The organism is Embleya sp. NPDC025285, from assembly GCF_055558835.1.
Window position 1 is genome coordinate 16,476 of the sequence record NZ_JBVHLU010000101.1, and the last position, 21,452, is coordinate 37,927.

15 protein-coding genes and 1 pseudogene are annotated in these 21,452 nt (G+C 73.3%); 6 read left to right on the top strand and 10 right to left on the bottom strand.

Annotation, left to right across the window (positions count from 1 at the left end):
* Positions 1-33: 33 nt before the first annotated feature.
* From ACZ4FV_RS41925 to ACZ4FV_RS41950, 6 genes are all read right to left on the bottom strand, one after another.
* Complete coding sequence (locus tag ACZ4FV_RS41925) at positions 34-2,493, bottom strand: type IV secretory system conjugative DNA transfer family protein (protein WP_465325973.1); 2,460 nt, start codon at positions 2,491-2,493, stop codon at positions 34-36.
* The gene (locus tag ACZ4FV_RS41930) at positions 2,490-4,730 is read right to left on the bottom strand and encodes a VirB4 family type IV secretion system protein (RefSeq protein ID WP_465325975.1); all 2,241 of its coding nucleotides are present in this window, start codon (positions 4,728-4,730) and stop codon (positions 2,490-2,492) included. The genes ACZ4FV_RS41925 and ACZ4FV_RS41930 overlap by 4 nt, the downstream gene beginning before the upstream one ends.
* Positions 4,727-5,716: a PrgI family protein gene (locus tag ACZ4FV_RS41935; RefSeq protein WP_465325977.1), complete on the bottom strand. Its 990-nt coding sequence runs from the start codon at positions 5,714-5,716 to the stop codon at positions 4,727-4,729. The genes ACZ4FV_RS41930 and ACZ4FV_RS41935 overlap by 4 nt, the downstream gene beginning before the upstream one ends.
* Before the next feature lie 70 nt (positions 5,717-5,786).
* Positions 5,787-7,625, bottom strand: coding sequence for a hypothetical protein (locus tag ACZ4FV_RS41940; RefSeq protein WP_465325979.1), 1,839 nt, complete (start codon positions 7,623-7,625; stop codon positions 5,787-5,789).
* A 389-nt stretch (positions 7,626-8,014) separates the two neighbouring features.
* Entirely contained in the window at positions 8,015-8,362 is a 348-nt protein-coding gene (locus tag ACZ4FV_RS41945; protein ID WP_465325999.1) for a pilin, read from the bottom strand.
* 582 nt (positions 8,363-8,944) lie between these two features.
* Positions 8,945-9,757 carry a hypothetical protein gene (locus ACZ4FV_RS41950; protein WP_465325981.1) on the bottom strand — a complete coding sequence of 271 codons (813 nt, stop codon included), beginning with the start codon at positions 9,755-9,757 and terminating at the stop codon, positions 8,945-8,947.
* 1,037 nt (positions 9,758-10,794) lie between these two features.
* Here ACZ4FV_RS41950 and ACZ4FV_RS41955 point away from each other — a divergent pair.
* From ACZ4FV_RS41955 to ACZ4FV_RS41975, 5 genes and pseudogenes are all read left to right on the top strand, one after another.
* Positions 10,795-11,286, top strand: coding sequence for a hypothetical protein (locus ACZ4FV_RS41955; protein ID WP_465325983.1), 492 nt, complete (start codon positions 10,795-10,797; stop codon positions 11,284-11,286).
* Positions 11,283-12,203, top strand: a complete 921-nt coding sequence (locus tag ACZ4FV_RS41960; protein WP_465325985.1) for a TRM11 family SAM-dependent methyltransferase — start codon at positions 11,283-11,285, stop codon at positions 12,201-12,203. Before ACZ4FV_RS41955 ends, ACZ4FV_RS41960 begins: the two co-directional genes overlap by 4 nt.
* Positions 12,204-12,265: 62 nt before the next feature.
* The gene (locus ACZ4FV_RS41965; protein ID WP_465325987.1) at positions 12,266-13,405 is read left to right on the top strand and encodes a DNA cytosine methyltransferase; all 1,140 of its coding nucleotides are present in this window, start codon (positions 12,266-12,268) and stop codon (positions 13,403-13,405) included.
* A gap of 1,912 nt (positions 13,406-15,317) precedes the next feature.
* Entirely contained in the window at positions 15,318-16,793 is a 1,476-nt protein-coding gene (locus ACZ4FV_RS41970) for a cell wall protein (protein WP_465325989.1), read from the top strand.
* Between the two features lie 96 nt (positions 16,794-16,889).
* Positions 16,890-17,045, top strand: a pseudogene (locus ACZ4FV_RS41975) (IS256 family transposase); the annotation flags it as partial.
* A 49-nt stretch (positions 17,046-17,094) separates the two neighbouring features.
* Here ACZ4FV_RS41975 and ACZ4FV_RS41980 read toward each other — a convergent pair.
* The 4 genes from ACZ4FV_RS41980 to ACZ4FV_RS41995 are packed head-to-tail and all read right to left on the bottom strand — an operon-like array spanning position 17,095 to position 19,586.
* A complete protein-coding gene (locus tag ACZ4FV_RS41980; protein WP_465326001.1) occupies positions 17,095-17,307 on the bottom strand; it encodes a hypothetical protein in 213 nt (70 codons plus the stop codon).
* The gene (locus ACZ4FV_RS41985) at positions 17,300-18,085 is read right to left on the bottom strand and encodes an HpcH/HpaI aldolase/citrate lyase family protein (protein WP_465325991.1); all 786 of its coding nucleotides are present in this window, start codon (positions 18,083-18,085) and stop codon (positions 17,300-17,302) included. Before ACZ4FV_RS41985 ends, ACZ4FV_RS41980 begins: the two co-directional genes overlap by 8 nt.
* A 5-nt stretch (positions 18,086-18,090) precedes the next feature.
* Complete coding sequence (locus tag ACZ4FV_RS41990; RefSeq protein ID WP_465325993.1) at positions 18,091-18,321, bottom strand: acyl carrier protein; 231 nt, start codon at positions 18,319-18,321, stop codon at positions 18,091-18,093.
* Entirely contained in the window at positions 18,318-19,586 is a 1,269-nt protein-coding gene (locus ACZ4FV_RS41995) for a beta-ketoacyl-ACP synthase III (RefSeq protein ID WP_465325995.1), read from the bottom strand. Before ACZ4FV_RS41995 ends, ACZ4FV_RS41990 begins: the two co-directional genes overlap by 4 nt.
* 598 nt (positions 19,587-20,184) lie before the next feature.
* Between ACZ4FV_RS41995 and ACZ4FV_RS42000 the strand changes: the two genes are divergently transcribed.
* On the top strand, positions 20,185-21,452 hold a 1,268-nt coding region (locus ACZ4FV_RS42000; protein WP_465325997.1), incomplete at its 3' end, for a hypothetical protein.

The following is a 21,452-nucleotide window of genomic DNA, read 5'->3' on the forward strand; positions in this document are numbered from 1 at the left end:
CTTCGTCGAGACGGCGCGGGCTCGGGTGGTGGGTCAGGGTGTGGGGTTGCGGGTGCCGCCGACGCGGTGGTGCGCGGCCGCGCGCAGTGCTTTCGAGCGGCCCGGGATCCGGTCGCGGGCCGGGCGTGTGGTGAAGGTGAAGGAGGGTGTGGAGGCGCCGTCGACGAGCAGGCGGGCGGCGACCTGGTAGGCCCCGAGGTGGGCGAGGTCGTGGGCGCCCAGATTGGGTTGCACGTGGCGCTCCAGGGCCTTGCCGTCCTCGGGACTGGCCTGGAAGTACAGCTTGTTGCGGGCGTTCGCGGAGATGCCCTCGCGCAGGTCGCCCGGGAGTTGGGCCAGGTTCTGGTGGGCCAGGACCATGCTCAGGTGGTAGCCGCGTGCCTCCGCGAGCATGTCCTCCAGCGGATACGGGAGGCTGAGGAAGTTATGGGCCTCGTCGATGACCAGGGAGGCGTCGATGCGGTCGTGTTCGGAAATGCGCGAGCGCCGCGCGGCGGCCTGCCAGACCTTGCCCACGACGAACGACCCCAGCAGGCGGGTGGTTTCCTCCCCCAATGCTCCTTTGGGGACGCGGACCAGGCAGATCCCGCCGTCCAGGACCCGGTCGAGGTCGAACGTGGAGGGCCCGGCGGCGATCGTCTGGCGGACGAAGCCACGCAACAGGAACGCGCGGAGCTTGTTCTGCACCGGCCCGATCACGGCCGCGCGGCTGGGTTCGGACATGGACTCGTACCAGGTCCAGAAACCCCGCAGGACCGGGTCCCGCACCGTGGGGATCATGCGGGAGCGGTAGGCGGGTTCGCCCAACAATCGGGGGACGTCGGCGAGGGTGACGACGTCGCCGGTCGCGGCCGCGTGCCGCATCAACGTCAGGCAGGTCGCGCGCATGATGTCGTCGGTGCGCGGGCCCCAGAAGCTGGAGAAGATCCGGCGGAAGATCCCGGTCACGTTGTCCACGACCACGTCGATGTCCTCGCCCTCGAGGACGTTGAGGCTGGGCGGGGTGTGCGGGTCGTCCGGATCGATCACCACGATCCGATCCGCCGCGCTCGCCGGAAGACGGTCCAACAGGTCGGTGATCAGATCGCCCTTGGGGTCGATGACCACCACCCCGCGCCCGCGCGCCACGTCGTCGTCGACCAGATTCGCCAACAACGTCGACTTGCCCGAGCCCGTGGCCCCCACGACGTGCAGGTGCTGCCGGCCGTCACGCACGTTCAACCCCACCCCGCGTGGGTGACCGGCGTCGGAGACGCCCAGGGGTTTGACGTCACCACCCGGACGGGGCACCGGGATCCGCGACGGCGGGATGACCGAGCGCGCCCCGGCCCGGGCCAGGCCCGGGGCGTCCGCGTCCAACGGCAGATGGGCCAACGCAGCGAGTTCGGGCACCGACAACAACGAACCGGGACCGTCGAAACGACGCGGCGCGACGACGTGCTCGGGACGGCGCAGGCGCGTGCGCGTGAGCCAGTTCTCCCAGGAGTGGATCGCGAACGTCGTCGCCAACGCGTGCACCCGCCCCCTGAGCACCGCATCCGTCGCGGTGGCGCCACCCGCCCCGGCCGCGGTCGTGCCGACCCCTCGCTTCACCACGGCGGCGGGTGTGGAGGTGGTGGCGGCGTAGCGGATGCTCACCGCCCATTGCGGGCCGGCGAGTTTCGCGGCCGCGTGGCGGACCTCCAGGGCGTGGGCGGGGTCCGCCTTGCCGGAACCCGAGCGGGCCTGGCCGTGGGTTGCCAGGGTGCGCAGGGCCGCGGGCCTTCCGCCGGGGTGCTGGCCGGCCTTGAGCCTGCGGGCCGCCGCCCGGGCGCGTCGCAGGCGCAGGCCGGTGGCGGGGCGGGCGAGGATCTGCACGAGTGCCCGTTGGTCGCCGGACATGCCGGTCGCGGCCTGCAGGAGAGCGCGCAGCGGATCCGCGTCGTGCCTGTCGCGCAGCGGCAGAACCTCCGGGCGGGCCAGGCGCAGGGCCCCGGCGACGGCGATGTGGCCCGGGACCAGGGCGGGTTCGGCCGGCCCGGTCGTGGTGTGCGCGCCGGGCCACGCGCCCTGGACGGCCTGGCGCACCAGCGACTCGGGGACCGTGCCGGGCAGCCACAGCCGCACCGTCAGGCCGGTCGCGGTCCAGGCGTATTCGAAACCGAGGTGGAACTGGCCCAGGACCAGGCGCTTCCACCACGGATGCGCCAGGCCCGACAACTGACGCCACAGCGCCTCGCCACCGGAGGCGTCCACGCGCGGTGGTGCCAGGATCGTGATGCACCGGGCACCGTCCGCCCACCGGGCGTGTCGCCACTTCCGCATGCGGCCGCGCGCGCCGGCCGCGACCAGGACGCACGCCAGGAGAAGCGGGAGGGTGATCGGGGCGTAGGTCGTCAACGCCGTGTCGAGAGTGTCGGCGACGCCGGACCACCAGGCGCCGGGAGCGGTGAGGAACCGCCCCAACGGGCCACCGTCGGGGACGTCGCCCGGCGGCGCGGGCGTGGGGGTCACCGGGACGTCCTGCGGGCGGAGCGGGCGCGACGCGGCGGCACAGGCGAAGCGCCGCCGGGGTCGACACGACTGGGAACGTCGGAACCGCCGTCGTCGCGCAGCGCATCGGGCCCGGGCCCGCCCGTGGTCGTGGCCGTGGCCGCGGGGTCGATGGTCTCGGCGCCCTGGTCGAAGGGGCCCTCGTCCAGGTCGGCCCGATCGAAGCCGTGGAGAGGGTCCTCGTCCTCGTCGCGGCCCTCGTCGTCGAACGCGTCACCTTCGAACTCTTCACCCGGGTCGTCGAAGGTGTCGTCGTCGAGGTCGTCGAACTCGGTTTCGCCGTCGTCGTGTTCCGGGTCGAAGTCGGCGTCGTAGTGGTCAGCGTCGTCGGTGTCGGTGTCGGTGTCGGCCTGGTCGGCGGGGTCGGTGGTGACGAGGGCGTGTTCGCCGTCGGCGGCCAGCGCGGCGAACGACACCCGGCTGCTCGTGCCCGCCAGGAGCAGGCCCTCGCCCTGGTCGGCGCTCAGGAGGAAGTCGCGTTCCCCGGCGGAGAGGCCGAAGGTGTCGGCGATGTGGTCGACCGCCTGCGTCGCCTGACGCAACAGGATCTGCGTGGCCGAGTTCGCCACCACCGCCCGCCCGAGATCCGAGCCCAGGACGTCGTCGGCGTCCTGCGAGACCACCGCGAGACCCGCCCAGTACTTGCGGGCCGCCTTCGCCATGCGGAACAGGAACCGGCCGCCCTCGCCCTCGCGCATCAGCAGCCACGCCTCGTCGACCACCACCAGCCGCCGACGCCGCTCGGCGGAGTCGGTGACGCGCCGCCAGATCGCGTCCAACGTCAACAACATCCCCACCGACTTGAGTTCGTCCGGCAGCCGGCGCAGGTTCCACACCACCAGATGCCCCTCGGGCCGGGTGGTGGTCGGGCCCTCGAACAGGGAGCGGTGGGTGCCGGTGGTGTACGGCGCCAGCCGCGCCGCCAGATCGTGCGCGACGTCGGTACCGGCATCGACCAATGCGGTCTGCAGGTCGAACAGCAGCGGCGCCGGGCGGCCCCACGTGCGGGGATCGGAGGTGATGCCCGCCGTGCGGTAGGCGCCCATGATCGCGGTGTCCAACACCGCGCGCTCCGCCGCCGTCGTGGAACCCCCGAGCAGGACCGCCAGGAGCGTGTGCACGAACAACGCCCGCCGCGTCAGGGCATCCCCGCCCACCGCCTCCGCCGCCTCGCCCTTCGTGCGTCGACCACGGCGACGCGGAGCCGCCGGGAGGTCGAACGGGTTGACGCACACCCCCGGCGCGCCCGGGACCAGGACCGTGCCGCCGACCGCGCCGGCCAGGCGCACGTACTCGCCCTCCGGGTCGATCACCGCCGCCTCGACCCCGTTGTGCAAGCTGCGCAGGAGTTCGAGTTTCGTCAGGTAGGACTTGCCCGCGCCGCTGCGCGCCAGGGTGACGGAATTGTGGTTGGGCTGCGCCCACCGATCCCAGATCACCAGACCCGAACTCATCGTGTTGATGCCGTACAGCACACCGCCGGTGGGGGCGGCGGCGTCGGCGGGGTCGGCGGTCGGCAGGTCCGGCGAGGCGAACGGGAACGCGGCGGCGAGAGCGGCGGTGTCCATGGTGCGGCGTGCGCCGATCAGGTCCACGCCCAGCGGCAGCGTGGAGATCCAGCCCTGCAGGGATCGGAACGTGGCGGGGACGGTGCGCAGCAGGAGGGAGTCGGCGATCGCGCCGACCGCCCCCAACTCCTCCCCCAACGTGGTCTCGTCGTCGGCGTGGACGGTCAGATACAGGCCCACGCGGAACAACTTCCCCTCGCCGCGGGCGACCCGGTAGGCCAGGTCGGCGGCGTCCGCGGCTGCGGCCTCGGTCTCCGGGTCGTCCAGGCGGCCCTTGTCCGCGTCCTGGCGGCGCGTGGACTCGAGCCGGGCGCGTTGCTTGCGCAGGCGCTGGGTGGCGACGTGTCCGGGGACGGGGTCGACGTGCAGGACCACGTCCAGGCGCCCGGGATAGGCCAGGAGCGGCTCCAGCCAACCGGGACCCACCTCGGCGGGGTAGCCGGTGACCACGAGCGTGGACGACACGTGGTTCCCGACGCCGAGCATGCGCGGGCGCACCACGACCGCGTCCGGCAACAACTCGCGCGGCGTCGCCGGGCCCGACTCCGCCTCGACCGGACGGCGACGGCGACGGAAGCCGGGGCGGAGGCGGGGGCGGGGGCGGGTGGGGCGGCGTGGAAGGGATCTCACAGGAACTCCCCGTCGATGTCGTGGTCGTGGTCGTGTGGGCCGGTGATGGTGGTGTCGGTGGGGGTGTGCAGTGCGGCGGGGGTGGGGTTGTCGGGGTCGGCGGCGCAGGCGATCACCTCGCGGACGCGGGGGGCGTCGAGGGCGACGACACCGACGCCGGCGGGCCCCAGGGCACGGGCTGCCTCGAGGACACGCTGGTCGGCGCGCCCGCTCGGGCGGCCCTTCTCCCGCTGCACCAGCAGGACCTGGCGCACCAGCAGGTCCCGCTCGGCGGCCAGGGCCTGGACGAAGTCGGCGTGCGCGAGGGCGGATTCCTCCAGCGCCGGATGCGGAAGGCCCGGCGCCCGCGACCGCAGGCCCCACAGGTAGGGGCCCAGGTCCATGCGCTGGGCGCGGACCACGATCTGCGCGGGCCCGGTCAACGAGTTGAGGAAACGACCGAACGCACCGGTCAGGGCCTGCTGTTCGGCGTTGGTGCGCAACGCCATGTTCACCGTCGAGCAGGCGGCGATCACCGCGTGCCCGTCCTCGCCCAGATCGACGGTCCCGGCCCGGGTCACCTCCCGCACCGGCGTACGCAACGCCTCCGGGCGCGGCCGGGACCGGCGAACCCAGTCCGGGCCCAACCAGTCCGGGGTGTCGTCGGACGGATCCGCGTCGCGATCACGAGGCGGGGCCAGGTGCTTGGGGCCGCGGAAGTGGCGCAGGCCCGCGAGGAGCCAGCGATCCAGACTCACACCGTCGCGCCGACCCAGCACCACCACGAGCAGCAACAGCGCCGTCGGCGCGATCAACGCCACATAGACCAGGGGCGCCAGCCACGGTTGGGTCAGGAGCCGGCCGCCCCACGCGAGCGCGGCCGCGGCGGCAAGGACCGCGATCTGGCGGGCGGTCAACGGGCCGAGGAGCCTGTCCTCCTTCTCGATGTCGGCGGGGATACGCACGCTCGTGTACTCGTCGTCCTCGTCCGTGCGATGTCCGGGCACGACTGCTCACCTCCCGATACGGGGTGCGGATTACGTGGTCGTGGTGGAGGTTCGGCGGCGGGTGCGCGTTTCAGGAGTCCTGGTCGTCCAGCGGCAGACGCGGTGAACGGCTCGGACGCGGCAAGGGGGGTTGCGGCGTCGAAGCGGGTCGCGGTCCCCAACCTCCGTACGGGGCCTCGACGTCGGGGTGATCACGCGGAAGCGCCCGCTCCGCAGACGGAGCCGCGCCACGCCCGGGAGTGGGCGGGCGGCTCCGCCGAGGCGGCGCCGGACGCGGACGCGAGGAGGCCGGCGTACCGGCCGCAGGCTCCCCACCGCCGCCGGCCGAGGACGGCGTCGCGGGAGGTCGCGTCGGGCGCTCGGGTCGACCCCCGGCCGGCGGCCGGGTCGGTCGTTGCGGTCGGGCCCCGGCCGGAGGCGTGGTCGGGCGGCGCGGTCGGGCGGGTGCGGCGGGCGTGGTCGCGCGGGGCGTGGTCTTGCGGGGCGTGGCCTTGCGCGCGGGCGAGGCCTGTCCCGCGGGCCGCCGGTGTCGACCGGCCGCGCCCGCGTTGGACGGGGTCTCCTCGCGGCCGGGGGTTGCGGGTGCGCGGTGCAGGCCGTCGGGGCGACGGTGACGGCCGGCCGCCGTGGTGGCGGGGCTCTCCTGGCCGGGCACACCGGGTGCGCGGTGGCGGCCGTCGGGCCAGCGGTGCCGACCGGTGGGAGCCGCGGTGGAGGGGCGTTCCCTACGCCTCGGGGTGCCGGGCATGCGGTGGCGGCCCTCGGGCCGGCGGTGCCGGCCGGCCGGCGCCCCCACGGGCGGGCTCTCCCGGTCCCACGGGCCGACGGGGCGGCGATGCCGGCCCCCCGACCCCCGCCCCGGCCCCGGCGAGCCGGGGCGTGGCCGGGGGCCGCCGCCGCGTTGCGACAGGTGCCGGCCCAGACGGCCGCCCAGCCCGCGCGATCCCCGGCCCCCGCCGCCCAGTTGCGGCAGGAACCGGCCCAACAAGTACGCGGACGCAACCGTTCGCAGGATCCGGCCCACCGGACCCGACCCCGGATGCGGAGCCGACATGCCGGACCCGGCGAACACCGTGCGGCCCACCCACGCCGGGATCTTCAACAGGATCCAGAACAGCGCGATCCCGGTCAGCATCGCCGACAGCCCGTCGGCGGTGGGGGTGCCGAACATGGTGTTGCCCTTGGCGTACATCACCCGCAGGCCGACGATCAACGTGACCGACTGGGCGAACTGCATGACCAGCGCGCCGACGAACGCCCGCCACCACATCCGCGCCATACCCTCGGTCAGCGGGGTAGCGTGCCCGGCCAGGGCCAGCGGCGCCACCACCGCCAACAGCATCACCAACGCGATGCGGATGACGAGCCCCAACAGCAGACCGACCAGCAGGACCAGCGCGACCAGCGCCATCACGATCAGATAGAGCGCGTTCCCCGGGTTGAACAGCGGCGCGATCAACTGCTGGGCCAGTCCCGCCCCGTCGACGCCCTCGCCGACCACGGCCAGGGCGAGGGCGTTGGACATCTCGATCAGGCGGCTCATCACCTCCAGCGACGTCGCCGCCGCCACCAGCCCCACCACGATCCGCGGCGCCACGTCCTTGGCCGCGTACCGGGTCTGGACCGTCTGATGGGTCATCACCAACACCCCGCCCGCCATGATCAACAGGCCGTACAGGCCGGTCGCCAGGGCCAGGTTGCGCGACCACAGCTCGTGCACGGGGCCGTTCGCCGCGACGTCGGGGGTGTGCAGGAGCGTGTGACCCAGGAGATCGAGCAGGGGTTGCGCGGCCTGCGCGACCAGGCCGCCCAGGAGGTTCCCGATCGCGTCCCACAGCATCTTCGGAACGTCCAGCGGCCCGCCCGCGCGAAACCAGTCGCGGGGATCCCACCAGGACGCCGGCGTCACCGGAACCGTCCCCGGCGGCACCGGGCCGGGAGGCCCGGGCGCTTGCGGTGTGCTCTGCGGGGTCGTACCGGCGGATGGGACGGACGGCGTCCCGACAGATGGCGCGGCCGTGGCCGTGGCGGTCGGGGGCCTCGAGGACGGGGGCGTCGTGGGTGGTGGGGTGGTCGGGGGTGGGGTGGTCGGGGGTGCGGGGTCTCGGGGCGCGGCGGCGATCGCCGGGTTCGTCGAAGTCGGCTCCGCAGCGGCCGGGTTCGCCCCTACAAGAAGGACGGCGCCGAACAGGAAGGCCGGGACCACGAGAGCCGACACGGTCAGGCCGGCACGAAGGGACCCTGTCCTGCGCCCGGTCCGCGGTCGCGTGGACGGGGCGCTGTGTCCCGGCGCCGCGTTCACGCCGGCGGAGCGAACGCGCCGGCGGCGACCGCCGGGACCGTGCCGGGCTTCGGCGCCTCCGGCGGCGTGGTGGCGGTACCGGGGTCGCCGACGATGCCCTGCAGGACGGCCAGCAACACCGGCGCCAGGATCGCGATCCCGTAGCCGACCGCCGCCGCCTTCAGCGCCCCTTTGGCCTTCTCCACCTCGCCCGGGTCGCCGCCCGCAAGGAGGTAGCGGATCCCGCCCAGGGTCAGGAACAGCGTCGCCAACCCGGCCGCGATCCCCACGATCCAGTTCCGGGTGTTGTCGATCACCTCCGGGATGCTGTTCGCCGCGAACGCCGCATCCGGCCCGAACAACACCAACAACAGTCCGATGAACGCGACGGTGAAGGCGAACTCACGCGTGACGAAAGGACGCCACCACGCAGGGCGAGGACGACGGTGACGCCCCCTCGCACGAAACCGGCCCACACTCGTCAATCGGGCGAGAACGCCGAACCGGACCGACCGGCGGCACGGGGTGGACCGGGCGGGCAAGGCGGAGAGCCGGTCGGGCCGGGTGGGCTGGGTGGGCTCGGTTCGTGGGCGGGGGTGGGGCATCGGAACCTCCGGGAAATGACGGCGGGACGAAGCGGAGAGACGGGGCATCGACCACCTCGGTCCGGGTGGGCGGGGGTCGGGGTCCGCCGGCGGGCGGGGCCGCTCCGGGCCACCTCCTCCTCGAGGAGTTCGAGTGGCTCGGTACTCGGGTGTCAGCGCGAGACGGGCGACACCCGCCGAACGGACCACGGTGACGACGCCGGAAATCCCAAGCGCCGAGGGGACAAGGCCGAGGCCGCGGGCTCCTGCCCGGGCGAACGCCCTCACCGGTAATGGAGTCGACGGGCTCCGTCCGCGACACCCGCACGGGCATCAGCACGACGGACGGCGGGACCGGGTCGGTCAGATCACCTCGGCGGTGATCGCCTCGCGCAGGCGGTGCTCGGCGGCCCGACGCCGCCGGTACGCGGCACGCATCCGCGCGGGGGAACCGCCGGTCAACTCCCGCACCAGGACCCCGTCGATACGGGTGACCGCGATCAACTCCGCCTCCTCCGCGGTGACCACCCGCGCATCGACCGCCCGCTCCAACAGGCCCTCCGCCGAACCCGGACCGGCGGCCGGATCCGCACCCGAGGCGGAGGTGGAGGTCGCGAGTGCCTCCTCCGCGCGCCGCTCGGCGGCCTCGGCCTCCAACGCGACCGTGTGGCGGGCGTGTTGCCGGGCGTCCTCGATCAGGTGGTACGCGGCCAGGTCCGCCGCCCGACGCAACCCGTGATACGCCCGCGGGTCGTCCGGGTCCGCGGCCAGGAGAGCCTGGAGGAACGCACCGAGCATCTCCTGCTCCAGATCCGCACGCTCCACCAACCCCCGCCAGGACCGGCGGGCGATCAACCGGCGCAGACTCGGCGCCGCGACCGCCGCCGCAACCACCACCCACTGCTGCGCGTGCGGACGCTGCGCACGCCGGATCAACTCCGGCCACACCACCTCCGCGAGAGCGGAGGCGTGCGGGCCGCGCAGCTGCGCACGGACCCGGTCCACACACACACGACGCCGACCCGGCGCCACGTCCATCACCGGCGCCACCAGATCGGCGGGCAACGTCAACGGACGCGAACCCCGGGACAGGGCGCGGAACGTCGCCTCGAGGATCTGCAACGGACTCGCCGAACCCGACACGGGCGCGGCGGTGGAACGCGTGGACGACGACATGGACGACTCCCGACGAACGGAGGTGGAAGGGCGACGTCGTCCATGTCACCGACCACCCCCGCACCCCACGCGCACCCTGCGAGCACCCCGGGCCCGAGGCACGCGGGGGTGCACGGAGACTGCGCGGGGCGTGCCCGGATCCGGGCGGGTCGATCAGTTCTGCGGCGAGGGTGCCCGCAGGGTGCACATCACGGCCCCACCTGCGCGAAAGCAACCCCGAAGGGATGGTCGGCCGTCCGGGTGGCGCGCCCTCGGAGCCGCGCACGTGGAGCCGTGAGGCCACAGCAACTGCGACGCACGAGCCCGGATCGGCGGTCAGGAAAACGACGTGCGTGCCCTCCGTCGTATCCACCCGCCCCAAGACGACGGGGGCATCCCCCGCCCGCCGAAGGGCCGGCAACCCCCGGTCGAAATCCTTACGGGTGACGACGCCGTCCTCCGCCATGCACCGGGCCCGCCACACATGGAGTCGAGGAATCGAGCGGCCGGCGCCGTCGACCCGGCCCACACCCGAAACGAAGCCCCCGCCCACAACGCCCAAGCGGCCCGACCGGCCGCATCCGTCCCATGTCGTTCGACAACGACAGCCAGGTCCTCGCGATCCATGACATGCACTCCGGCCCCCGCGGCGCATCGGGGACACAGGGTGCTCGCAGGGTGCACATCACGCCCCGACCAGCGGCAACACACCCCCCGCGCACGCCGACACCCCCACCTCCCGGGAGGCGGGCCGGCGCGGCGGATTTCAGAGTCGGGTGTCGCCCGGGATCGACTTCGACTCCATTACCGATGTCAGCGCGACGCGGCCGGGCCCTTCGAAGCCACCGCAATCCCCGATGCGCAACACCACCTCCCCCGGCCCCACCGGGCCGCCCAAGCTCCCGCGTGCCCGGCGGCCGAAGCCGCCGGCGCCGGGGATCGACGTCCCCGTCACCGTCTGGATCGCCCCCCGCCCCACCCCAGACACGGCCCGGCCCGGGCCACTCCCCCACGCCCCGGCGGCGAGGGCCCCGCTGCCGGCCTGGGCCCACGCACGGTTGAGCGACCACGTCCGCACCCTGGGCACGGACGTGACCGCGGTCCGCGTCGGGCCGCACGAGCACACCCCGATCACACACCCCGGCGCCGGCGCCCGCCTCCTGGTCGTCGCCGACCTCGGACCCGCCGGCGATGCCCGGCGCCCCGAAGGACCGGCGGCCGCCACTCGCACGATTCGCCGTCTCCTCGCCCGCGTGCCCGGCGATCCCGGCACCGGCACCGGCGTGTTCGTCGCGATCGCGATCCCTGCGGAACACGCGCCGACCGGCCGCATGATCGACCGCTGCGGGCCGGTGGTGCGTGAGGCGCGGATGTGCGACTGGCGGTATCTGCAACACGTGATCGTCGTCCACGCCCACCTCGACAACGGCCGGCTCGTCCCGCACACCCCCGCACCCCGCCACGCGGCCTGCGCCGACCGCCACACCGGCCGCCACGACGTGGTCCACACCGACGTCCTGCTGTTCGAACGGACGGAGTACACCCCGTGACACACGACCACCGCCGGCCGTCCCACACCGCGCCCCGCGACGACACCCAGCCGGGCTGCGACCGCCGCCCGCCGCCGTCGATCTGGGCGACCGCGCAGACCACCGGCCCCGCCCAGCGCCGAGGACGCTACGTCCCCGAATCGACGGCGCACCCCGCGAAGATGCTGCCGGCGATCGCCGCCCACGCCGTCGCCCACTACACCCGCCCCGGCGACTGGGTCCTGGACCCGATGTGCGGCATCGGCACCACCCTCGTCGAAGCCGCCCACCAGGGCCGCAACGCCATCGGCATCGAATACGAGGCACAGTGGGCCGAGATCGCCGCCGCCAACGCCCGCCTCGCCCACACCCGGGGCGCCGCCGGGCAGGCCGTGGTCGTGCACGGCGACGGCCGCCGCACCGGGCAGCTCGTGCCCGAACGCCTGCGCGGCCGGGTCGCGTTGGTCGTCACCTCACCGCCGTACGGGGCATCCGTCCACGGCCAGATCCTCACCACCCGCGAAACCGGCGTCGCGAAAATCGCCAAGTACGCCGACAGCTACGGGCCCGACCGGCGCGACCGCGGGAACCTCGCCAACACCGGACCCGACCTCCTCCACGCCTTCACCCGCATCCTCGCCGCATGCCGCGAAGTCCTGCGCCCCGGCGGGATTGTCGTGATCACCACCCGCCCCTGGCGCCACCTCGGCGAACTCGTCGACCTCCCCGCCGCCGCCATCACCGCCGGCGAAACCGCGGGCCTGGTCCCCGTCGAACGCTGCGTCGCACTCCTGGCCGGACTGCGCGACGACGAACTCGTCGCGCGGCCCACGTTCTTCGCGCTCAAGAACGTCCGCGAGGCGCGCGCCGCCGGCAGCCCCCAACACCTGATCGTCCACGAGGACGTCATCGTCCTGCGCAGACCGGACAGCCCGTGAACCACCCGGCAAGCGCACCGGCGCAGGAGGCCCGTGAGGTCGCGGGCCTTCGTGTCGGGAGCATGTGCACCGGATACGGGGGCCTGGACCAGGCCGTCGTCGAGGTCCTGGGCGGGAGGGTGGTGTGGGTCGCCGACGACGACCCGGACGTGCGCGCGCTCCTGGCCCACCGCCACCCCGACACGGCGAACCTCGGCGACATCCGCGACGTCGACTGGGCCCGCCTCGCCTACGAGGCACCCGTCGACGTCGTCACCGCCGGATTCCCCTGCCAATCCATCTCCCTCGTCGGCCCCGGAGGAGGCATCGCCCATGGAACCCGCAGCGGCCTCTGGCACACCGTCATGGACGCAATTCGCCACCTGGGACCCGCACTCGTCGTCCTGGAGAACGTCGCCGCCCTACGAAGGCGAGGCCTCGACACCGTCCTCACCGACCTGGCCCGCGCGCGGTATGACACGCAATGGACGAGCCTTTCGGCCTCCGACATCGGCGCGCCACACCGCCGCACCAGAATGTTCATCGCGGCGTGGCCTGCCCACACCACGCGCCCGCGACGGCAAAGGCCCCGTCGGACGCAAACACGACGCACTCCCCGACGTTGCCAACACACTCCACCCGTCCCCGCCGCGCGGCACCGATGCGCCGGCACCGTGCCGGACGCCGGCGTCCGGGCGCCGCGGCACCCGCGCCCGCCGCACGTGCCCGGGCGCGCGGCGGCCCCTGCTGCCCACCCCGATCGCCAGCGAGGGCTCCAAAGGCTCACCCCGCCAACGCGGCGGCCTCACCAGCGCCCTCACCCCCACCACCCCACCCGCACCCCGCACCCCGACCCGAACCCGCACCCGCACCCTCGAAAAGCCCACAACACCACCATCGACTGGGGCCCGTACGAAGCGGCGATCCGCCACTGGGAAACCCTCCTCGACCGCCCGGCCCCCGCGCCCACCCGACCCGGACCCCGAGGCACCCCACAACTGACACCCGCGTTCGTCGAATGGCTCATGGGCCTCCAACCCGGACACGTCACCCACACCCCCGGCCTCACCCGCGTCGCGCAACTGCGCATCCTCGGCAACGGCGTCGTCCCCCACCAGGCACGCCACGCCCTCCACCAGCTGGCCCACGACAGCACCGCCACCGGCACCGACAACCCACTCGCCACCGCCGTACGCAACCACTTCAAGGCCACACAACCGTGAAGCCGCAAGGCCTAGGATCCGCACAAGGCGGCGAAGCAACCGGGCACTCCCGAGCCGACGCCCACGCGTCAACTCCCCTTCGACGCCCACAGCGCCACAGCGCCCGGCGACCGTTCCGTGAGAAAGCCGGCCCCGCCGCCGCCCCTTCATGGGCGGCGGCGGGGCCTCCTCGCGTCCGAACCGCGGACGGTGCCCCTTCCACCGACGCACGAACCTTCGAGCTTGGTCCGCGCACCGGCCGGATCACCGGTCGTGCGGCCACCCGGTAAATGGGTCCTCCGCTCCGATCGCGAACGAAAACCGCAAGTGGCTTCACATCACCGCGGCCAACCCCGACACGGCGCGGGCACACGACGTCCAGGTGGCGCCGTCGCGCGCCACCGGACTCAGGGCGCGACAAGTCGAGCACCATACGCCGGGCCCAACCGCGAGCCGGGACGGCGGCCGAGCCGTCCGATCAACCGGCCGGCACCGGCACGTTCCCAGCCGTCCGCGAAGAAGTCACAGTCGGGGATCCGACAGCCCGGACCGCCCGCCACCCCCTCGTCGCCGGCGATGCCCCCGGACATGGGCGGCCCAGCCGTTCGCCGACGCCGAGCATCCCCAACAACACAAGTCCGGCCGCGCGCAACGCCCGCCGCCCGCCGCCCCGGTCCCGCCCTTCTCGGCCTTCCGGACGACCCACACTCACCCCGGGCTCGCGACGACCATCGCCCCTCCCTCGCTCCGCGACCGCCCGCAACGACCGAGCGATGTGCCGCCGAAGCGCGCGCCAGGGTTGTCAACTCCTGTGCGAACGTGGAAAGTTGTCGCGGACCGGACGCGCTCTTCCGATCCGGACCGAAGCGGCGGCACTCACACGGCCTCAAGATTCGCGCCGTCGAGGTCCCGCGCACGCACAAGCGTCCCGGGTCGCTTCGACCACGACAAACAGGTGCACCGCACCGGCTGCCTCCGTCCGACCTCGCACACAGGACACGAAGCGCATCGGACCGGAGGGTCGTCCACCGGGCGCGCGCAGTGACCTCGTCCCCCGGCAGCCTCGGCGGCTCTCCACAGGACCGGCGACGTCGCTTCGCGACATGCCGGCGGCCGACCCGCGCGAACCCCTTGTTTCGCCGTCGCCCGGCAGGCGACACCACGACACCCCGACACGGGGACCGGTCAGCGCAATCGGCCATCCCATGCCGGTCGAGCGCTGCCCGCCCGACCGAGCCGATCCCTTGCGGCGAACGACCCCGCCACTCCGCCGCCCCCAAGGCACGCCTGATCCCCAGGCCGCCGCCGGATGATCACGCTCGTTTCCGGCCGACGTCGCGGGAGAACGCCTCGTGTCACGGCCGTCGGGGCGTGAGCAACACACCTCCAGGCCTCGGACCTCGACGTCCGCGACGTCCGCCCGGAGCACACGGGGGGTAGCCGACTGTCTGCGGGCGGGCCCGACACGCCCGTCGTATCGCCCCGACACGCCGCTGCGGATCCACGCAAAGCCCGGACAGCGCGGGTGGTGCAAGAAGCCCGGATGCGGCGACCGGCGGGCCGAGAGTGGAGGTACCGTCCCCACCCGCCGCCGCGGACACCGCCGCTCCAACGGCGCTCTCGCCGCCGGCGACCCGGACGACGAGGCGAACACGAGCCATGCGCACACGCACGCCCTCACGCGGACACCCACCGCCCCGAACCGAGGCCACGTCGCCCCCACGGCCGCCCCGCGACACCACCCCGGCCGCCCCTCGCCGGCCCAAGCGCAGCACCCGAGCACCACCGAGTCGGCAACCACACCCACTCCCCGGGACCACCGTCCCGGCAGCGCGCCCCCCGAACAGGCAGCCGACCCACCCGGCCGCAACGGCCGCACTTCCCCACACCGGACTCCACCGTCCGCCGCGCCCACACCCGGAGGACATCGCCCATGCGCACACCACAGAACCCCCAAACGCCCACCACCACGGTCGCAGACCCCGCGGAAGTCCCCCACGAACCCGAGCCGTACGCGATCCTCCCCCACGAACACCCCTCCCCCAGGCGGCAGTCGCGCCAAGACCCGGCACCGGTGACCGGCGACGCCGACGAAACCCGCAACGCCGACCACCGAACACACCCCTCCTCCCGCGGGACCGCCGCAGCACACACCGACACCGGCGCGCCCGACGCCGCCCCGATCCACCCACCCCACGCCCAGGAAGTGGAAACCACCACCTCCCGCCACACCCGACCCCGAGCATGGATAAGCGCCGTGACCTGGCTGATCGCCGCCGGCACCCACCCCAAAGCCGGCCCCACCACCCTCCGCATCGCCCACGACCTCGCCACCCGCATGAACCACCACGAAGGAACAGTCCTCTACGCCCTCGACACCACCGCGCTGCGCCTACGACTCTCCCGCGCCACCGTCAAACGCCACGTCGCCGTCCTGCGCGAACTCGGCGCACTCGCCTGGGTGATCCACGGATCCCGGCGCAACCTACGCAAACCCGGCCGCCCCTACACCGCCACCGCCACCATCTACGCCGCCGTCATCCCACCCACCTACGACCACGCCATGGGCCACCGCCTCACCGGCACCGGCTACACCGCCCGCCTGACCGGGACCACACCCGACGGCCACACCCGCCGAGCGGCCGCAACGGCCACGGCACGGCATCCGCGCAGCGCCTCCCCCAAGCCACGACCGAAGCAGGCGAACTCCCCCGCCACCGACCCGGACCGGCGCACCCGCGATGCGCCCCCTTCTCCGAACGCACCCACTCCCGCACGCAGGTCCCGGTCCATAGGTGGGTTCAAGAACACCGGCACGCGCGCCGGCGCGGGCGACCCGCCCGCACCCTCCCCGCAGAACCGGGGCAACAGCCACCCGGGACAACGCCGATCACCGCTGCGCGTCGCCCGGGACATCGCCACCGCCGCCCGCGTCCGGACCCTGATCACCTGGACCGCACACGAAACCCTGCGCCGCCTGGCCTGGGCGCTACGGCCCCTGATCGACCGCGGACTCGACGCACCCCGCATCGCCGGAGAACTCACCGCATGGCACCTCGACAGCTGGAAGCCGATGCGACCCGCCGCGTTCATCACCGCCCGACTGCGGCGCGAAGCAGCACTCGACGCACAACGCCACGCCGAACACGCCGCCGCCGTCCACCCGATGAGCAACCCCGCCTGGCGCGAATGCATGCGACGGCTGTACCCCACCCAGACCGCGCAGGCCCCGCCGCGCACCGACACCACCCGACGCGAAGCCAGGACCACAGGCCGCCACAACCTGGTCCGCGTCATCGAACACCTCGAACGGGACTTCACCGACGCGGTGGATCTGTACGGCACCGATCTCGTACACCGCGCCGCCAACCTCGCCACCTCACCCAACATCCAATGGGAAACCCACTGACCAACACGGATGTGTCTGAAAGTTCGTGTAAGTGCGTGATGTAAAGGATGGGCCGGGGTGCCTTCCCGGATCCCGGCCCTTCCGGAACGGACAGTCATGACCGAGATCGAAAACCCACAGCCCACCGGTGGTCCGCCCGCGGACACCGACGCGATGGTGGGCGAGGTCGTCGAGCAGTTGATGGATCGCGCGGACGCCTCCGGAGCGGCCCTGCTCGGCGAGGGCGGCCTGTTGACCGAGATCACCCGGGCTGGACCGGGCAATCGCGTGTTCAAGCGGTCTGGCGGCCAGCTTCCCCGGTTCACTGGTACGCCCGCTCGTAACTTCGTCGTGCACCTCGGCGGGGGTACTCGACACCGGAGCACCTGCGCAACAAGTCCCAACTGTGTGCTTCCAGGGCGTGGATGTGGGAGGCGACGTCGGCGGGTCGCGGGTGGGCGGTGGTCAGGATGTCGGCGAGTCGGGCTAGGAGTTCGGGGAGTTCGAGGTATTCGAGCGCGCGCAGGCTAGCCACAGAGCATCGAGGCGCCGCGCGTGTGGGCCTGCGCGGCCGCCAGTTCCTGCGCGGAGGGAGCAAACGTGGCTCTGACGACGGCGAGTTGCCCGGGGTGTACGGCGCCTTTGCCGGCGAAGCCCAGGACCTTGGCCTCTTCTGCCTCGCGGCGCAAACCCTCGATGTCGCGCAGGTCGAAGAACGGCGAGTCAATCGCGGGTATGCCGGCTGCGGCCCCTGCGGCGAGGGCGGATCGCGGGTACAGCAGGGCGCGGCGGTCCCGGGCGCAGCCGACGGCTGTGGCGTAGTCCGCGGCCCCGAACACCACGCCGGCCAGGGGGCGTGCGCACAGGATCTCGGGCAGGCGTGCGATGGCGCGTGGTGTCTCGATGAGCGCCCACACGACGGGTCGGGAGCCTTCGGGGTCGACGATGTGGGCGACGAGTTCGATGTCGCGCGGGGATTCGACCTTGGGGATCAGGAGGACGGCGGGTGTGTGGCCGCATTCGGCCACCGCCACCAGGTCCTTGAGTCCGTGGATCGTGGAGGTGGCGTTGAGGCGCAGCCCGAGCACCGGGGTGGCGCGCTCGCCGGAGTCGTCGGCGACGGTGGTGGTGGTGGTGAGGAAGCGGAGTGTGGCCGTGCGGACGGCGTCCTTGGCGTGCTCGGGGACGGAGTCCTCGATGTCCAGCAGCGCGACGTCGGCGCCGGCGCCGACGGCGGTGTCGAATCGGTCGGTTTTCGTGCCGGGGGTGATCAGCCAGGTGCTGCCGACTCGGCCGGTGGTGGGCGTGTTCACGGCGGTCACCGGTCGGCGCGCCGCTCGTCGACCAGGCGGTCCAGGGCGCCCAGGGTCTTGGTCGCGGCCAGTTCGTCGTCGGCGATCTCCACGCCCCATCGGGTGGTGAGCAGCATGCCCAGTTCAACGATGGCGAGCGAGTCCAGGCCGGCGTCGTCCAGGCCGGCGTCCGGGAGCAGCGCCTGGGGGTCCAGTTCGAGGTCGGTGACGAGGAGTTGCCTCAGGTCGGGGTTCACGACGATGCCTCCCGGTGGGTCGGACTCGGGTGGGGGGATGGTGTTGTGTTCAGGTCGGGCCAGACGAGGGTGGTGGCGCCCCAGGTGAGGCCGGCGCCGAAGGCGGTCAGCAGGACGCTGTGTCCGGGCCGGAGGCGACCGTCGCCCTGCGCTTGGACGAGGGCGAGGGGGATGGACGCGGCGCCGGTGTTGCCGACGCGTTCGATGTTGTGCAGGACCCTGGGTTCGTCGATGCCGAGCCTGCGGCCGACCGCGGTGGTGATCCGGGCGTTCGCCTGGTGGGGAACGAACCGGTCGATGTCCTGCAGGGCCCACCCGGCGGCTTCGGCGGCGCGTTCGGACACGTGTGACATGCGTTCGACGGCGTGCTGGAACGTCTCGCGGCCGCGCATGCGCAGGAACCCGTCGTGCGGGATCACGATGGCGTCCGCGTGCCCTGCGTCGGCGCCGAGCACGATCGGGCCCAGTGCGCCGGGTTCCGACGGTGCGCCGCGGCGCAGCACGATCGCGCCGGCGCCGTCTCCGAACAGGGGCGCGGTGATCGGGTCGGTGGGGTCGGTCATGTGCGGGATGCGGTCGGCGGCGATCACCAGCACGCGTTCCGCCGTCCGGTGGGCGAGGAAGCCGGCCGCGACCTGGAGGGCGTAGAGGAAGCCCGTGCACGCCGCGGCCAGGTCGAAGGCCGCGATGCCGGCCAGGCCCAGGCGTGCCGCGACCTCGGGTGCGGTTGCCGGGCAGCGGTGGTCCGGGGAAACGGTCGCCAGGACGAGGGCGTCCGCCGACCGGTTGCCGCTCGATCGCAGGGCCTGTGCACCGGCCCGGGTCGCGAGGTCGGCCGTCGAGACGCCGCGGCCGGCGCGGGCCCGGTGGGTGATCCCGGTCCGCGAACGGATCCACTCCGGAGTGACGTCCAGGCTCGCGCAGACCTGCGCGTTGGACACCTGCCGGTGGGGTAGTTCGGCGCCGATGCCGCAGATCACCGCAACCGGGCCGGCCGTGGCGTCCCGCGTCCCGAGAGATATGGAGGTCACGATGCCGCCTTCGGGTGTCGGACGATCTGCGGGATCAGGTTCGGTCCCGCTCAGGTCGCCTCCGAGCCGGAAGGCGATCTCCGCCTTGATCCGCGGCGCCAGCAGTTCGGCCGCCCGTAGCGTGTCCCCGGAGTCGAGAGCCATGGTGTCCAGGAGGATCCCGGAGTCGGGCTGGTCGATGCCGACCTGGCGCCGCATGGCCTCCGAAGTCAACCCCACCTTGTGGCCCACCACGCAGGGAACCCTCGTCCACGCGAAGCGCCGCGCCGTACCTCTGGATGCGGTAGGCGTTGTGCAAGGTCAGTTCCGGCCGACGTCGACTCGGCAGTTCCACCGGGGTCCGCCGATCCTCCGCCAGGCTCAGACGCTGAGCCTCCTGCATCCGCCAACACTCCGCGCTCCCGCTCGGGGGCATCGCGCCGGAGGCGCTTTGCCGCGTCACTGCTTCGGTGGCGCGGGTTGCCGGGGTGACGGCAGGGCCCCGGCAGAGCATTGTCCGCAGAACGTCCGTGCCGGTGGGCGTTGTTGCCACCGACGTCGGGATCGGTGTCGGATCCTGGGGGGTGCCCGCGGTCATGGGCGCGGGGTCTCGGTGGTGGGGTCGCCTCTCGTCGGCCGGCGGCACGTCCGGGGTGTTGGGGGTTCGGGCCATCGTGTCCCTCCTGGATCCGGCGACGGCGAACACCGGCCGGGGCGGCGGGGGTTCGGCGGGTCGGGGAAGCGAGTACAGCTCACGTGTTCGACGCGCCGACAGGGCCCGGGTGTATCCCCGCTGTATCCCCGTGTTCGCCGGACGGCGGACAGGCGCCCGTCGTGATGGTGTGATGGGTGCGTGGACGCTTCCCTTCGGCACCCGTTGTCCCATGTTCGGGCGGAACGCGGCTGGTCGTTGGAGGACCTCGCCCGCGAGGTCCGCGACGCCGCGGCCCGTCGGGGCCTGCGTTCGGGCACCCGACGCGGGCGGGTGTGGAAGTGGGAGAGCGGCGTCGAACCCTGCGCGGAGTCCCAACTCCTGCTCGCGGAGGCCCTCGGGCTTGCCCCCGAGGATGTCGACGTCCGCACGTGGCCGCACTGGTTGCCGGGCCTGCAGGAGCCGCTGCCCTTGGGCGCACACCACACCGTCACCGCGTTGAGAGAGGCGTTGAAGACGAGGATGAAACGCCGCACCCTGCTCGGCTACACCGGCGCGGCCCTGGCCGGCCTCGCCGGACAGTGGGCCGTCCTGGAACCGCCGGCCGTCGCCGGATCCCGTCACGGCAACGCCGTCGACGCCGAGTTCGTGCAGTGGTTGGAGACCACCGGGGCGCAGCTGAGCGGCCTGGCCACCGAACAGCGCCAGCACACCGCCGCCCTGCTCGACGCCCACCTGGCCACCGTCACCATGTTGATCACCGATGCCCGGTACACCCCGGAGATCGGCCGGCGCCTGCACCTGTTGGCGGCCGGGTTGTCGCAGACGGTCGCGTGGCATCGCTTCGACCAGGGTGAGCACGCCGTCGCCGGCCGGTTCTGGCACGCCGGGCTGCACAACGCCCACGCCGGCGGGGATCACGATCTCGGGGCGGGCATCCTGTCCGATCTCGCCTACCAGGCCACCTGGACCGAACAACCCAAAACGGCCGCCGACATCCTCGACCACGCCCTCACCCGCACGCGCCACCCCATTGCCCGCTCCCTCCTCCACCTGCGCAAGGCCCGCGCCCACGCCGCCCTGCGCGAACCCCGCGCGTGCCGGCAGGCCCTGTCCCGCAGCGAACACGAACTCGCCGCCGCCCGCACCGATCCCGCCCCCGGCTGGTGCTCGTGGATGGGCGAGGCCGACCTGGCCGTCGACTCCGGACAATGCCTGCTCGACCTCGGCGAACGCCCCCACGCGCTCCACCTCATCGGCGAAGGCCTCGACGTCCTCCAACGCCCGCGCGACAAGACCCGCGGCGTGTTCCTCACCTACGAGGCCCGCGCGTGTCTGCGGAGCGGACAGATCGACCGGGGGGGGGGGGGGGGGCGACCGAGGAAACCCCCCCAACCCGAAAAAGACCGGGGGGGGGAGAAGGGGTTTTTTCACATCCTCGGCCCTCTTCGTTTCTCTTCTCCTCCCCC